The organism is Gemmobacter lutimaris, assembly GCF_003570715.1.
Lineage (GTDB): Bacteria > Pseudomonadota > Alphaproteobacteria > Rhodobacterales > Rhodobacteraceae > Gemmobacter > Gemmobacter lutimaris.
Map to the genome: position 1 here is coordinate 23,115 of NZ_QXXQ01000005.1, position 15,110 is coordinate 38,224.

Annotated in this window: 12 protein-coding genes; 9 read left to right on the plus strand and 3 right to left on the minus strand. The window is 64.5% G+C overall.

The features are described 5' to 3' along the window. Window positions 1-114 precede the first annotated feature (114 nt). Window positions 115-951 (plus strand): IclR family transcriptional regulator, encoded by an 837-nt coding sequence (locus D2N39_RS10375; protein WP_267899575.1) that lies wholly within the window; start codon window positions 115-117, stop codon window positions 949-951. Between the two features lie 496 nt (window positions 952-1,447). On the opposite strand, the gene D2N39_RS10380 is transcribed toward D2N39_RS10375, so the two are convergent. Both D2N39_RS10380 and D2N39_RS10385 read right to left on the minus strand, forming a co-directional pair. Further along, window positions 1,448-1,855: a PaaI family thioesterase gene (locus tag D2N39_RS10380; protein ID WP_119134722.1), complete on the minus strand. Its 408-nt coding sequence runs from the start codon at window positions 1,853-1,855 to the stop codon at window positions 1,448-1,450. Between the two features lie 18 nt (window positions 1,856-1,873). Further along, window positions 1,874-4,261 (minus strand): ligase-associated DNA damage response DEXH box helicase, encoded by a 2,388-nt coding sequence (locus D2N39_RS10385; RefSeq protein WP_119134978.1) that lies wholly within the window; start codon window positions 4,259-4,261, stop codon window positions 1,874-1,876. Window positions 4,262-4,472: 211 nt separating this feature from the next. Here D2N39_RS10385 and D2N39_RS10390 point away from each other — a divergent pair, with 211 nt between their 5' ends. From D2N39_RS10390 to D2N39_RS10400, 3 genes are all read left to right on the plus strand, one after another. Continuing rightward, on the plus strand, window positions 4,473-5,285 hold the full coding sequence (locus tag D2N39_RS10390) for a TIGR00282 family metallophosphoesterase (RefSeq protein WP_119134723.1): 813 nt from the start codon (window positions 4,473-4,475) through the stop codon (window positions 5,283-5,285). 151 nt (window positions 5,286-5,436) lie between these two features. Then, the gene (locus D2N39_RS10395; RefSeq protein ID WP_119134724.1) at window positions 5,437-7,221 is read left to right on the plus strand and encodes an SLC13 family permease; all 1,785 of its coding nucleotides are present in this window, start codon (window positions 5,437-5,439) and stop codon (window positions 7,219-7,221) included. An 86-nt stretch (window positions 7,222-7,307) separates the two neighbouring features. Next, window positions 7,308-8,051, plus strand: coding sequence for a YebC/PmpR family DNA-binding transcriptional regulator (locus D2N39_RS10400; RefSeq protein ID WP_119134725.1), 744 nt, complete (start codon window positions 7,308-7,310; stop codon window positions 8,049-8,051). A gap of 108 nt (window positions 8,052-8,159) precedes the next feature. On the opposite strand, the gene D2N39_RS10405 is transcribed toward D2N39_RS10400, so the two are convergent. Further along, window positions 8,160-9,026 (minus strand): LysR family transcriptional regulator ArgP, encoded by an 867-nt coding sequence (locus D2N39_RS10405; protein WP_119134726.1) that lies wholly within the window; start codon window positions 9,024-9,026, stop codon window positions 8,160-8,162. An 84-nt stretch (window positions 9,027-9,110) separates the two neighbouring features. Here D2N39_RS10405 and D2N39_RS10410 point away from each other — a divergent pair, with 84 nt between their 5' ends. The 5 genes from D2N39_RS10410 to D2N39_RS10430 all read left to right on the plus strand — a co-directional run bounded on the left by D2N39_RS10410 (window position 9,111) and on the right by D2N39_RS10430 (window position 15,095). Further along, window positions 9,111-9,503 carry an ACT domain-containing protein gene (locus D2N39_RS10410; protein ID WP_119134727.1) on the plus strand — a complete coding sequence of 131 codons (393 nt, stop codon included), beginning with the start codon at window positions 9,111-9,113 and terminating at the stop codon, window positions 9,501-9,503. Further along, a complete protein-coding gene (locus D2N39_RS10415) occupies window positions 9,496-10,098 on the plus strand; it encodes a LysE/ArgO family amino acid transporter (protein WP_119134728.1) in 603 nt (200 codons plus the stop codon). Before D2N39_RS10410 ends, D2N39_RS10415 begins: the two co-directional genes overlap by 8 nt. A 116-nt stretch (window positions 10,099-10,214) precedes the next feature. Beyond that, window positions 10,215-11,075: a DMT family transporter gene (locus D2N39_RS10420; RefSeq protein ID WP_119134979.1), complete on the plus strand. Its 861-nt coding sequence runs from the start codon at window positions 10,215-10,217 to the stop codon at window positions 11,073-11,075. 110 nt (window positions 11,076-11,185) lie between these two features. Further along, a complete protein-coding gene (locus D2N39_RS10425) occupies window positions 11,186-12,490 on the plus strand; it encodes a UDP-glucose dehydrogenase family protein (RefSeq protein WP_119134729.1) in 1,305 nt (434 codons plus the stop codon). A 157-nt stretch (window positions 12,491-12,647) separates the two neighbouring features. Beyond that, window positions 12,648-15,095, plus strand: coding sequence for a calcium-binding protein (locus tag D2N39_RS10430; RefSeq protein WP_119134730.1), 2,448 nt, complete (start codon window positions 12,648-12,650; stop codon window positions 15,093-15,095). The last annotated feature ends 15 nt before the right edge of the window (window positions 15,096-15,110 follow it).

Consider the following 15,110-nt stretch of genomic DNA (forward strand, 5'->3'; position numbering starts at 1 on the left):
TCATTATTATCAACTTCATTGACTTTATTGTTACGCGCGGATTATGCTCTGTCAAGAAATCATTCCGACGTGAGGAACCTCATGGACCAATCTCCATCCAAGCGCGTGCAGTCGATGAAGACGATCGACAAGGCCATGAGTTTGTTGAATCTTTTCACGACCGAAACGCCCGAGTTCCGACTTGTGGACATCGCGCGCACCTCAGGGATGGACAAGGTCACCGTCATGCGGGTGTTGAACTCTCTGGTCGCGGGGGGGCTTCTGGAGCAACATCCCGAGACCCGGAAGTATCGTCTGGGGACAGCGATTCTGCGGCTGGCACGCATTCGGGAAACCTCTTTCCCGATGATCTCGACCTTGCAACCGATCGTGGATCGCCTGTCCGAAGAGACGGGCGAGTCAGGCCACGCCTCGCTGGCGTCCGACGCTGGGCTGACGACGATTGCGCTTTGCGAACCGAACCGATCAACCCGCGTCTGGATCGACCCGACGCAAGTCCTGCCGTTCCACGCCACGGCCTCCGGGATCGTCTATCTGGCGCATTTGCCGAAGTCCGAAGCCGACGCCCTTCTGACCCGCACCTCGGACAAGCGCTACACTGCCGAAACCGCGACGCGGGATCAGTTGCAACACCGGATGGAAGAGGCGCGGCGGCGCGGCTACGCAGAATCTATCGGCGGGTTCGAAGTGGACACGGCCGGCTTTGCGGCACCTGTGTTCGACTGGCACGGCAAGGTGGTTGCCACTATGGGCCTAGCCTGCGTCAGAAGCCGCCTTGACACGGCAAACCATGATCGGCTGATCTGTGCGGTTGTTCACGCGGCAAACGCTGCAACGCGCGCCTTTGGTGGGAAAATTCCAGACACATTGAACGTCGCCGGGTTTAGTGGCGGGCAAAACCCCCGGAGCATTGCCGATTGTGGGTCCGACACAATAGCCAAAGGCGACTAAGCCCTGTTCATCTGCGTTCTGTGGGGGGCGGGGATGGCTGGAAAGGCCAAGGGTGTTAAGGCCGGGGTCAACCCGGCCGGCCCGTGTAAATCGCTGCGTAAGGTCGAATGGGAACCCCTGAAAACAACCCCGCTGCCGCCTCGGCACCATCCGGCAAGCAGACGCAGAAGGGGCCTTCTATGCAAACATGAACTTATTCAATATGGTCGCATAGCCAGTGAGCAAACTACCCTCCAGATCAACCATAGCGGCACGACAAAATCTGCATTTGCATCGCACCCATGAACCGCTTCCACGCCTTTGACGCCGCCGAGATCAAGCGCGCGGGATGACGTGGCGGGGGAGGGGCGAACGCCACCCCGTGCCGGGCTTCTGCAAAAACGCCTTTCTCATATCAAGATTCGCAAGGATGATGCGGCGTGTCCTTTGGGCCATGCATACAGCGTGATACGCTCCGGCCATAAAGGCACCCGATGGTTTGCCTCGCATCGGTGTGTCACGGATCTACCGGGATCATAGTCGCCTGCATAAGCGCAATGCAGGTTTCGCGTCCGTCGCGGAGCGCGACCACCTCGGCGCGACAAATCGTCAGACGACGGCCCGCCTTCGCCACCTCACCGCGGGCGATCAGGCGGTCGCCGATGCAGGGGGACATCAGGTTGATCTTGGCTTCCACCGTCATCACCTCGCGGCCCTCGGGCATGAGGGTCAGCGCGGCATAGCCCGCAGCGGTATCCGCCAAGGCGAAGGTCAGGCCCGCATGGCCCGCGCCGTGCTGCTGACGAACGCCTTCGCCAATTGGCGCCTCCAGCACCACCCTTCCGGGGGCGACCTCGGCCACGGTCGCGCCGAAGGTCTTCATCAGGCTTTGCGCGGCAAAGCTGTCACGAATCCGCTGTTCCATCTGTTCCTCCCTTGCGTGTCAGGCCAGCCCCGCCGCCGCCATCAGCCGCGCGGCGGCCGCCTCCGCCAGCCTTTCGCGCCCTTCACCCTGAACGGGGATGCGGCCCGGCTCAAGGAACAGCGGCGCGGCCAGAGGTGTGACGCTGCGTAACCGGCGCAGGTCGATCCGGCCCTGCACGCGGGAAAGCCGGTCCTCGATCCGGCCGAAATCGACCAGACCCCGCATAGCCTCATCCCGTGTGATCTGTAACATCAGGTGATCGGGGTCGAAGCGGCGCAGCGTGTCGTAAAGGATATCCGACGAAAACGTCGCCTGTCGCCCCGATTTGCGCCGCCCCTGATGCTGCCGCTCGATCAGCCCGGCGATGATGGCCGAGGCGCGGAAAGTGCGCTTCATCACCGCATTCCCGGCGAGCCACCCCTCCAGCCCGTCCCGCAGCGCCGCAATGTCGAACAGCGGCGCCACCTCCAGCACCGGCTCCAGCCCCCAGATCAGGGTCGCGTAATCGGTGCAGACGAAGCCCAGCGGCGCGAGGCCGGTTTCCTCCATCCGCTTGGTCAGCAGGATGCCCAGCGTCGCCTGCGCGTTGCGCCCGGCGAAGCCATAGACACACAGATGCTCGCGCCCCTCATGCGGGAAACTTTCGCACAGCAGGCTGTCGGGGCTGGGCATGGCTGAAACCTCGCGCTGCATTGTCAGCCATTCGGCGGTATGGGCGGGCAGGTCGGGCCATGCGGGCTGTTGGAGCAGGCGCAGGATGCGGTCGGTCAGTCGGGTGGAGGTGGCAAATTTGGTGCCATTGAATACTGCGACCTTCGGATCCCGGCCGGGGCTGCGCGATACCTCTACCGTCAGCTCGTTCAACCCCTCGTAGCGCACGATCTCGCCGCCGATCAGGAAGGTATCGCCCGGAGTAAGGCTGGCGGCGAACCCTTCCTCCACCTCGCCAAGCGGTTGTGCGCGGCCGCGCAGGCGAACCTTCAAGACCTCGGTATCAATGATGGTGCCAAGGTTTTGCCGGATCACCGCCGCCGCGCGCGGATCGCGCAACTGCCACAGTCCGCCCCGCAGCATCAGCCGTTGCCAGCGGTCATAGGCGCGCAGCGCATAGCCGCCCGTTGCACAGAAATCCAGACAGGCATCGAAATCGACGCGGGTCAGCGCCGCATAGGGCCCGGCGGTGATGACCTCGGCATAAAGCGCATCGGCGGCGAAGGGCCCGACGCAGGCGGTGGCGAGGATATGCTGACACAACACGTCGCGCGGGCCGGGGCCGCGCGGCTCGCCATCCAGATCGCGGGCGCGCACCGCCTCCAGCGCGGCCTGACATTCCACCACTTCCCAGCGGTTCGCGGGCACCAGCAACGCCTTCGACGGCGCGTTGTAGCGGTGGTTCGCCCTCCCGATGCGCTGTACCAACCGCTTGACGTTCTTCGGCGCGCCGACCTGTATCACAAGATCCACGTCGCCCCAGTCGATCCCCAGATCCAGCGTGCCGGTGCAGACCACCGCCCGCAACTGCCCGGCGACCATCGCCGCCTCGACTTTCTCGCGGCTTTCGCGGGCAAGGCTGCCGTGATGGATGGCGATGGGCAGGCTTTCGTCATTCTCCAGCCACAGGTGATGGAAAAAGATCTCGGCCTGCGCGCGGGTGTTGTGGAAGATCAGCGTGGTGCGGTGGCGCTTCACCTGTTCCAGCATCGCCGGAATGGCATGCCGTCCGCCACCGCCTGCCCAGGGGGGCGGGGCGCCGGTGTCCAGCATGGCGATATCCGGCTCCGGCCCGGGATCGGCTTCCAGCACCTGAGCCCCGGCGCCCAGAAACCGCGCCAGCGCGGCGGGGTCTTCCACCGTGGCCGACAGCCCCACACGTCGCAGCCCCGGCGCGAGGCTCTCCAGCCGCGCCAGCGCCAGCATTAGCTGGTCGCCCCGCTTGCTTTCGGCCAGGGCGTGAATCTCATCCACAACCACCCGCCGCAATCCGGCAAAGATGCGCGGCGCATCCTCATAACTCAACAGCAGCGCAAGACTTTCCGGCGTGGTCAGCAGGATATGCGGCGGATCGGCGCGCTGGCGGCGGCGCTGGGTGTAGGTCGTGTCACCCGTTCGGTCCTCGATACGAATGGGAAGCCCCGCGCCTTCGACCGGGCGCCGCAAGTTGCGGCGGATGTCGGCGGCCAAGGCCTTGAGCGGAGAAATGTAGAGCGTGTGCAAGCCTGCGCGCGGATCGGCCGCGATTTCTGCCAGTGATGGCAGGAATCCGGCAAGTGTCTTGCCGCCGCCGGTCGGCGCGATCAGCAGGGTTGACCTGTCTTGCGCACGTTCCAGCATCGCCATCTGATGCGGGTGCAACTGCCAGCCTTGCATGGCGAACCAGTCGGAGAGGGCGGGGGGCAGGATGCTCATGCCGTCAAAATAGCCGTTCGCCGCCCTGCGACCAGTCATCCTTTTGCTTCTTGCCGGAAATACTCCGGGGGTCCGGGGGCTGGCCCCCGGTTCGGGCGGTCGCGCCAAGTCTGACCTGCGGACCGGGGCGTTGCCCCGGACCCCGGAGTATTTTCACAAGAAGCAAGGCAGGAGTCTTGCGCGAACGCCGGTGCGGGCCTAGGGATTTCCCATGAAGATCCTGTTTCTTGGCGATGTGATGGGGCGCGCGGGGCGTGCGGCGATCGTGGAGCGGTTGCCGGGCCTGCGTGCCGAATGGGGGCTCGATTTCGTCGTGGTGAACGGCGAGAATGCCTCGTCCGGCATGGGGCTGACGGCCGAGCATGCGAAAGCTCTGCTTGCGGCGGGGGCGGATTGCCTGACGCTGGGCGATCATGCCTTTGACCAGAAGGATATGCTGTCCTTCATCGAGCAGGAAAACCGCATCTTGCGGCCAATCAATTTCGCCAAACTGGCGCCGGGCAAAGGCGCGCGGCTGTTTTCGGATGCGCGCGGGCGCAAGGTGCTGGTGGCGCAGGTTCTGGGTCAGGTCTTCATGAAGCGGCCCTTCGATGATCCGTTCTCGGCCATCGACACCGTGCTGAAGGCGCATCCCTTGGGCGGTCTGGCGCAGGCGATCATTGTCGATGTGCATTGTGAGGCGACCAGCGAGAAGATGGCCATGGGCCATTGGTGCGACGGGCGGGCGAGCCTTGTTGTCGGCACCCATACCCATGTGCCGACGGGTGATGCGCAGATCCTGAGTGGCGGCACCGCCTATCTGACCGATGCGGGTATGTGCGGCGACTACAATTCCGTCATCGGGATGGAGAAGTTGGAGCCGATGCGGCGCTTCGTGACCGGCATGCCGAAGGAAAGATTCAGCCCGGCGAATGGTCCGGCCACGCTGTCGGGTGTGCTGGTGGAGACCGATGATCGCAGCGGCAAGGCCCTTTCTGTGCGCATGATCCGCATCGGCGGCCGTTTGCAGGAAGCCCGGCCCTGACCCGGCGCGCGGCACCGGACGGGGTTTTGGTGCGGCAACAGAGGACAGGTTTTTTTCCTTTTTCCCTGTCCTGAGTGGTCTGGGTGCAACTTTCCTTTGCCAGACGGGGAATAATTATCTACCAAGTCGGTCGAGTATAGCGGAGACATCCATGTTCGGCATCGAACTTGCGCAGGACACTCAGGCTTTCGTTTCCATCGGCATTCTGCTGGTGATGTTTGTCCTCTTTGTAAAAGAAGTCTTTCCGGTCGAGGTGACGGCGATTGCCGGCGCTGCGGCAATGATCTTTCTGGGCATCCTGCCCTACAAGGAGGCGTTGGGCGTTCTGTCGAACAATGCCCCGTGGACCATCGCGCTGATGTTCATGGTCATGGGCGGGCTGGTGCGCACCGGATCGGTTGAAATGGTGATCGGTTTCGCAGAAGCGCATGTGGGCAGCCGGCCAAAGATTACCATCGTGGTTCTTTACGGGTTCATCGCGGTGGCCTCGGCCTTCATGAACAATACGCCGCTGGTGGCGGTGATGATCCCCGTTGTCATCCAGATTGCCGGGCGCATCGGCTCATCTCCGTCCAAGATGTTGATTCCGCTGAGCCATATGACGGTGATGGGGGGGATGATCTCGCTCATCGGCACCTCGACCAACCTTCTGGTCGATGGTGTGGTGCATGGCGCGGGCATGTCGCATTTCGGGCTGTTCGAGATTGCGCCGCTGGGTATTGCGGTGGTGATCGTGGGGGGGCTGTATCAGGCCCTGTTCGCGCGCCGCCTCTTGCCGGACCGGCAGTCGATGGCCTCGATGCTGGGCGAGCGCAAGCGTATGAAATACTTTACCGAAGTGGCGATTCCCGAAGATTCGGTGCTGATCGGGACGCCTGTTCTGGAGGTGCAGCAGTTCAAGCGGGCCGGGGTTCGGGTGATCGACGTGCTGCGCGGGGATCTGTCGCTGCGCCGCGATCTTGCCGCGGCGGTGCTGGAATCGGGGGACCGGGTGGTGCTGCGCACCGAGATGTCCGAACTGCTGGACATGCAGAATCGCACCGACATGCGGATCGTTGACAAGCTGTCCTCGGTTCAGACCGAGACGGTGGAGGTGCTGATCACGCCGGGCTGCCGGATGATCGGTCGCTCACTGGGTGAGATGCGGCTCCGGCGGCGCTATGGCGTTTATGTGTTGGCGGCGCATCGCAAGAGCCAGAATATTGGCCGTCAGCTGGACGAACTGGTCGTGCAGGTGGGGGATACGCTGCTGCTGGAAGGTAGCGCCGAGGACATCAAGCGGCTGGCCGATGACATGGACATGGTCGATGTGTCGAAACCCAAGCAGCGCGCCTATCGCCGGGGCAAGGCGCCCATCGCCATCGGGGCACTGGCGGCTGTGGTTATCCTGTCGGCGCTGGATTTCGCGCCGATCTATGTGCTGGGCCTGTTTGCCGTGACGATCATCCTCGTGACCCGCTGTGTGGACAGCGACGAGGCGCTGGGTTTTGTCGATGGCCGTCTGCTGGCGATGATCTTTGCCATGATCGCGGTGGGGCAGGGGCTGGAGGAATCCGGTGCGGTTGCGCTCATCGTGACACATGTTGAACCGTTCATGCGCGACCTGCCGCCTTTCGCCATGATCATGGTGGTCTATCTGCTGGGCGTGGTGCTGACAGAGTTTCTGTCGAACAACGCGGTGGCGGTGCTTTACACGCCCATCGCCATCGAGCTGGCGCGGCAACTGGGCGCCGATCCGCGGCCCTTTGCGGTGGCGGTGATGTTCTCGGCCACGCTCGCCTTCGCCACGCCCATCGGCTACCAGACCAACATGATGGTCTATGGCCCCGGCGGTTACAAGTTCACCGATTTTACCCGGATCGGCGTGCCGCTGAACATCATCACATGGCTGCTGTGTTCTGCGCTGATCCCGCTGATCTGGCCGCTGTTCCCCTGATCCGCACTGCGGGGCGGGGGGTTGCCGCAGTCCCCCGCTGTGGTGTAGAGGGGCGCATCATACATACGGGACCGGGAGAAGAGGCCATGGCAGGCCATTCGAAATGGGCGAACATCCAGCATCGCAAGGGCAAGCAGGACAAGCTTCGCTCGAAGATGTTTTCGAAACTGGCGAAGGAAATCACCGTCGCCGCCAAGATGGGCGACCCCGATCCTGACAAGAACCCGCGCCTGCGTCTGGCGGTAAAGGCGGCCAAGGCCGTGTCGATGCCGAAGGACGTGATTGAACGCGCGATCAAGAAGTCGATCGGCGGCGATGCCGAAAGCTATACCGAGATCCGGTATGAGGGCTATGGCGTCAACGGGATTGCGATCATCGTCGAGGCGATGACCGACAACCTGAACCGCACCGCCTCGAACGTGCGCAGCTACTTCACCAAATGCGGCGGCAATCTGGGTCAGACCGGCTCGGTCTCGCACAGCTTTGACCGCGTGGGCGAGATTTCCTATCCCGCTTCGGCCGGATCGGCCGATGATGTGATGATGGCGGCGCTGGACGCCGGGGCCGACGATGTGGAATCGGATGACGAGGGCCACTGGATCTATTGCTCGGTCGAGAGCCTGTCCGAAGTGTCGGATGCGCTGGAAAAGGCGCTGGGGGAATCGACCGAGTCGAAGCTGATCTGGAAGCCGCAGTCGCTGACCGAGGTGGATCTGGATACCGCGCAAAAGCTGATGCGGCTGATCGACCTGCTGGAAGAGGATGACGACGTGCAGACCGTCACCCACAATTTCGATGTCCCCGAGGATGTGGCGGCGCAACTGGCCTGAGCCAGTTTGTGGAAACAGAGGGCCCTCGCAGTGATGCGGGGGCCTTTTTCTTATGGCGCGCCGGATGGTGGGGCTGGGATTTGAGTATTTTTGCAAGAAGCAATTGGGTCAGGCTGTGATCAGCGCCTGACGGGCTGCCTGTTGCAGCGCGCGGCTGAGCGGGGCAAGCGCAGGTGCGGTGCGGCGGGCGAACTGCCAGTGCAGCGGGGTATCGAGCGGCGTGTCTGGGATCAGCTCCCGCAGGCGGCCCGTGGCCAGATGCGGCGCGGCTTGCAGAAGCGGCAGCATCCCCCAGCCAAGGCCCTCCAGCGCGCCATCGACAAAACCCTGCGACGAGGCGATGCGATGTGTGGGAAAGGCAATTTCGCTGCCAAGATTCTGCCGCAGCCAAAGGGATTGCAGGCGGTCCTTGTCGGAAAATGTCATGCCGGGGGCACGCGTCATGGCGGGCCGTGTCGGGCCATCGGGCAGGTGGCGCGCGATGTAACCGGGGCTGGCAGCGGCGATGTAACGCAGGATGCCAAGCGGCAGCGTGTCACAGCCCTGAAGCGGGCCGGGGTGCGAGGTGATGGCGCCCGCCACCTCACCCGTGCGCAGCCAGTCCTGGCTGACGTCCTGATCGTCGATCACGATGTCGAACAGCATTCCTTCAACCGCGGCCAGCGCCGGGATAACCCAAGTGGCGAGGCTGTCGGCATTGACCGCGATCCGCAACGCTGCGGGTTGCGGGTCCGGCAGGGGCAGGGCGGCCTCCAGCAGCATTACTTCATCGAAATGACGGATCAGACGCAGGCCGGTTTCAGTGGCGGTGCAGGGCTGGCCCCGGCGGATCAACAGGCTGCCGATGCGATCCTCCAGCGCTTTGACCCGTTGCGAAACGGCAGAGGGTGTGATGCCCAACTGCGCAGCCGCCAGATCAAAGGCGCCGCGCCGGTGAACGGCGGCAAGGGCTGCGAGATTGGGATAGTCGAGCATTAGTAAAACTTCATCAAGTGCAGAAAGATTAACTGGATTGCGCCCATGCTGCACCGTTAAGTCAAGCCGGAAACGGAGGATCATATGGCAGGCGAAACCGATCTGGGGCGGCTTCTTGCGGGAATGGCGCCGAGGCTGGAAGGGCAGGACTGGGGATATGCGGTGGCAACAGGGCCATTGCCCGAGGGGCTGGACTGGTTTGCGCTTGTGCGTGAGACCGAGGGGCTGACCGTCATTGCCCCCATAGCGGCCTTGCGGAGAGCGGGTCTGGCGGCGGAAGGTCCGATGGCGCGCATCACCCTGACCGTGCATTCGGCGCTGGAAGCGGTGGGGTTGACGGCGGCGGTGTCGGGGGCGCTGGCCAAGGCCGGGATCAGCGCCAATATGGTGGCGGGGTTTCATCACGACCACATCTTTCTGCCCGCGCAGGATGCCGAAAGGGCGATGGCGGTGCTGCGGGGGCTAAGCCATGCTTGAGGCGGCGATTGCGGGCTATCTGGTCTCGCTGAGCCTGATCGCGGCCATCGGGGCGCAGAATGCCTTCGTGCTGCGGCAGGGGCTGAGGCGCGAGCATGTGGGCGTGGTGGTGGCGATCTGTGCCGCCTCGGATGCGCTGCTGATCTCGGGCGGGGTTGCGGGGTTCGGAGCTATCGCGGCGGCGTTGCCGTGGTTTGCCGCGGCGATGCGCTGGCTGGGGGTTGGGTTCCTGCTGGTCTATGGCGCCTTGCGGTTCCGCGCGGCGCTGAAGGGAGGCGAGGCACTGGTGCCGAAGGGAAGCGAGCCGGTGCCGCTACGCCGGGTTGTCACCATGTGCCTGATGTTCACCTGGGCCAATCCGCATGTCTATCTGGACACGCTGGTCTTCATCGGCTCGGTCTCGGCGCAATATGCGCCGCACGGGCTGGCGTTCGGGATTGCGGCGGCGGCTGCCTCGCTGAGCTTCTTTGCCGCGCTTGGCTATGGCGCGCGCCTGCTGGCGCCGGTCTTTGCCCGGCCTGCTGCCTGGGTGGTGCTGGAAGCGGCGGTGGGCAGCATCATGTGGGCGTTGGCGGCGGTGTTGGCGCTGGGCTGAGTGTCGGGGGGGATTGTAGCGGTGACAAAGCCGCCCTTGCGGTGGCCTGTGGCTTGCGCTTGGGTCGGCGTATGGAACAGACGCGCGAAATGAAGCCTGTGCAGGGCCTGGTGTGGATGCTGGCCTCGGGGTTCAGCTTCGTAGGCGTCACCGGGCTGGTGCGCTGGCTGGGCACTGATCTGCCTGCGGCACAGGGCGCCTTCCTGCGCTTTGCCTTCGGGGTGATGTTCCTGCTGCCGACGCTTGGACCAGTGCTGCGGGGCGGCTTTGCCCCCGGCGCGATGCGGCTGTTCGCGCTGCGCGGAGCGGTGCATACGGTGGCTGTGATCTGCTGGTTCTATGCCATGGCGCGGCTGCCGGTGGCCGAGGTGACAGCGATCGGCTATCTGAATCCCGTTCTGGTCACCGTGGGGGCGGCGGTTTTTCTCGGCGAGAAACTGGCGATGCGCCGTATCCTTGCGGTCTGCGTGGCCATCCTTGGAGCGCTGGTCATCCTGCGTCCGGGTGTGCGCGAGGTGACGGATGGCCATCTGGCACAGGTCGCTGCGGCCTTTGGCTTTGCCGGGTCGTATCTGGTGGCCAAAAGGCTGAGCGGGATGGCCTCTGCCGGGGCGGTGGTGGCGATGATGAGCCTGATGGTCACGCTGGGCCTTGCGCCCTTCGCACTGGCGGTCTGGGTGCCGGTGACGCCTGCGCAACTTGCGGCTTTGGCGGGGGTAGCGGCCTTTGCCACCTCAGGACATTACTGCATGACGCGGGCTTTCGCAGTGGCGCCGCTGACGGTGACGCAGCCGGTAACCTTTCTGCAACTTCTGTGGGCGACGCTGCTGGGCATGATCGTGTTTCACGAAACGGTGGATGTATGGGTGCTTGCGGGGGGCGGGGTGATCATCGCTGCCGTCAGTTATATCACATGGCGCGAGGCGGTGCTGAACCGCCGGGGCATTACGCCGCCTGTTCTTGCCACGAAAAGCTGACCCTGTGGTGGTGCGGGCTTTGACAGTGCCGCCCCCTGCGGGTTAGACCGGAACCAGTCGCCGCAGGGCGGCGAAACCGGCCGGCGAGGGCCGCAAGAACAGGCGGGCAGATGAAGATTGCGATGATTGGAACGGGCTATGTCGGGCTGGTCTCCGGCGTATGTTTCTCGGATTTCGGACATGACGTGGTGTGCGTGGACAAGGACCCTGCCAAGGTTCAGAAGTTGCTGGCGGGTGAGGTGCCGATCTTCGAGCCGGGTCTGGATCAGCTCATGGCCAAGAATGTCGCGGCGGGGCGGCTGTCCTTCACGCTGGATCTGGCGCAGGCCGTGGCCGGGGCCGATGCGGTGTTCATCGCCGTGGGCACACCCACACGGCGCGGCGACGGCCATGCCGATCTGCGCTATGTGATGGCCGCGGCAGAGGAAATCGGCGCCGCGATGGACGGCTATACCGTGATCGTCACCAAATCCACCGTGCCGGTGGGCACCAACCGCAAGGTGGCCGAGGCGGTCGCGAAAACCGCGGGCGGCAAGGAATTCGACGTGGCCTCGAACCCCGAATTCCTGCGCGAGGGCGCTGCCATCGACGATTTCATGCGCCCCGACCGCGTGGTCGTGGGGGTAGAGACTGAACGCGCCCGCAAGGTGATGCAGGAAATCTATCGCCCGCTGTCTCTGCGCGATTTCCCGGTGGTCTATACCAATCTTGAATCCGCCGAGATGATCAAATACGCGGCCAATGCCTTTCTGGCGACCAAGATCACATTCATCAACGAAATCGCGGCACTGTGCGAGAGGGTCGGCGCGGATGTGAAGGCGGTCAGCAAGGGTATCGGCATGGATGGCCGGATCGGGGCCAAGTTCCTGCATGCCGGTCCCGGTTATGGCGGATCGTGTTTTCCAAAGGATACCAAGGCTTTGGCGCGGATCGGGCAGGATCATGCCGTGCCCATGCAGATTACCGAGACGGTCATCAAGGTGAACGAGGAAATCAAGCGCCGGATGATCGAGAAGATCGAGGATCTGTGCGATGGCCAGTTGCGCGACAAGACCATCGCGGTGCTGGGTGTAACTTTCAAACCCAATACCGATGACATGCGCGATGCGCCGTCATTGACTATCGTGCCCGCGCTTGTGGGGGCAGGCGCGCGGGTGCGTGTCGTGGACCCCGAAGGGCGGCGGGAAGGCGAGGCGCTGCTGCCCGGTGTCAAATGGGTCGAAAGCCCCTATGGCGCGGCGCAGGGGGCCGATCTGATCGTGCTTCTGACCGAATGGAACGAGTTCCGCGCGCTGGACATGGGCAAGCTGGCCCGCAAGATGGAGCGCCCGCGCCTCTGTGATCTGCGCAATGTCTATGACCGTGACGAGGTTCTGGCCGCCGGGTTTGAAACCTATGTCGGGGTGGGGCGCTGATCGCGCCCGCCCAATTCCTTTCATTTGAATTAACTCCGGCCCAACCGCCTCGCTAATGCCGCGGGGCTGCCCGGCCCTGCCATGCTTCATTAAGCCCCGGCTCAGCACCTTGCCCGCATCCTGACCGTGGGTGTGACATGTGGTGTGTGGGGAAGAGGTGCTGGGGTTCAGGGTCATCGGCTCGTTCCGGGCCGCAGCCTCGCAGATGATTGCGGGGATTACCGATATTTGCGCGCGCGTCGTGGATGGCGCCGTGCATGTCTATACGACAACCCGTGCAGGAGGGGGCATCCTTGCGCTGGAACTGACAAGCAATGGTGCCGGGCTTCGGCTGATCGATCAGCAGGAATTGCCGACCGGCACATGGATGTCTGCGCCGCCCAAGCTGTCGCAGGTCGATCTGGATGGCGGGCCTATCCTTGTCTGGACCGGGGGCTGGGGCACAAGGCCGGGGGCCTACTGGCTGGGCGAGGCGGGCGGCATCGACCGCTGGCTTGGCCTGAAGGACGGGCCGGACGGAATACAGACGGCGCAAGCTTTCTTTGCCCGTCAGGGGCAGACTTTCGCCGCCATTGCCGGGCAGAGCAGCGGGCAGTTGCAGCTTTGGGCCGTGGATGGTGCGGGTCGCATGGTGCTGCGCCATGCCGTGTCGCTTGCGGGCGCGGAACAGGCGGTCGAGGTCGCGGCGCTGGAGGTGATGCGCAGCGGGGCCAGAACCTTTCTCGTATCGCTTTCGAACCTGTCGGACGGTGTGACGGTCTGGCAGGTCACGGCGTCAGGCACTTTGAAGGCCACCAGCACCATCGGTGCCTCGGCCGGAATGGGCATTTCCACACCTTCCGCGCTGGCATTGGCCGAGGCGGGCGGCAAGCAATGGCTGTTCGTCGCCGGGGCGGGGTCGTCGTCGCTGTCGGTCATCCGGGTCGATGACAAGGGGGTCGCGGCACTGACCGATCATGTCATCGACACGCTGGAGACCCGCTTTCAATCCGTTCAGGCCATTGCAACGGCGGTGGTGCGGGACCGGGTATTCCTGTTCGCAGGCGGCGCGGATGAGGGGCTTTCGGCCTTTGTGCTGCTGCCTGACGGGCGGTTGGTCCATGCCGGAAACCTGCTGAAGGACGACAGCCTCGCGCTGGATAACATCACGGCAATCGAGGCGATGGTGGTCGGCGGCAGGATCGAACTGGTGGTGGCGGGCGAGGGCAGCGGCCTGCACCGGATCAGCGTTGATCCCGGCAAGCTGGCCCCGGAACTGCGCGGCTCGGGTCAGGGTAAGGTGCTGGAGGGCGGCACGGCCAACGACCTGATCGCCGGGATGGGCGGGGATGACACCCTGTCAGGTGGGGCGGGCGACGACATTCTTTTTGATGGTGGCGGCGCGGACGAGATGCGCGGTGGCGCCGGTGCCGATGTCTTTGTGCTGGCCGCCGATGGAGAAACCGACATCATCCGCGATTTCACTCCCGGCGAGGACCGTCTGGATCTTTCCGGATGGGGCCGTATCTATTCAGTCGAGGTGCTGCCGATGAAAGAGCGGGCGGGCTGTGTCGTCATCCGCTGGGGCGACGAGGCACTTTATGTCTACAGCGCCGACGGGCGCAGTATCGACCCGGCGATCTTTTCCTCGTCGGATTTCTTCGGGCTCTGGCATGTGGTGGCGCCGACCGTGGTGGCCGGGCAACGCCTGTCCGGCGCGGGTCGGTCCGAAACGCTGACCGGGGGCGCGGGGGATGACACGCTGGAAGGCTCGGCCGGTGGTGATCTGCTGATCGGTGGCGGTGGGCGTGATCTGGTCGATTACGGAGGGATGGCGGCTGCGGTTCTGGCCGATCTGAGCCGGGGCGGCGGTGGCGCGGCACAGGGCGACCGCTATGACGGGATCGAACATCTGGCGGGCAGCCGTTTTGACGATACCCTGCGCGGCGATGATCGGGCGAACCGGCTGGATGGTGGCGATGGCAATGACCTGCTCGCCGGTGCGGGGGGCGATGACCTGCTGGAAGGCGGCGCTGGCGCTGATACGCTGGATGGCGGTGCCGGGGCTGACACGCTGTCAGGTGGCAGCGGGCGCGACCGGGCCAGCTATGCCACCGCACGGCAGGGGATTGTAGTCAATCTGGCCGTGGCCGGGCAGAACGCGGGCGGGGCGGCGGGCGATGTGCTGCGCGGGATCGAGGAGGTCGAGGGCAGCCGCCACGCCGATAACGTCACCGGCGACGTTTCGGGCAACGCGCTATATGGCGGAGGTGGCGCCGATCTGCTGGACGGCGCCGATGGCAACGACCGGCTGGAGGGTGGCGCGGGGGCCGATACGCTGGTGGGCGATGACGGCGACGACTGGCTGATCGGTGGCAAGGGGGCGGATTGGGCCTGGTATGCGGGTCGTGCCGAGGTGCGGGTCGATCTGGCCCTGACCGGCTGGCAGAACACCGGCGGGCGCGGCCGAGATTGGCTGGAGGGGATCGAGAACCTGCGCGGCGGCTGGCGCGATGACCGGCTGCGCGGCGATGACAAGGCAAACCGGATCGACGGTGATGGCGGAAATGACCTGCTGGACGGTCGTGATGGCGCCGACTGGCTGACGGGGGGGCGAGGGGGATGATACGATCAGCGGCGG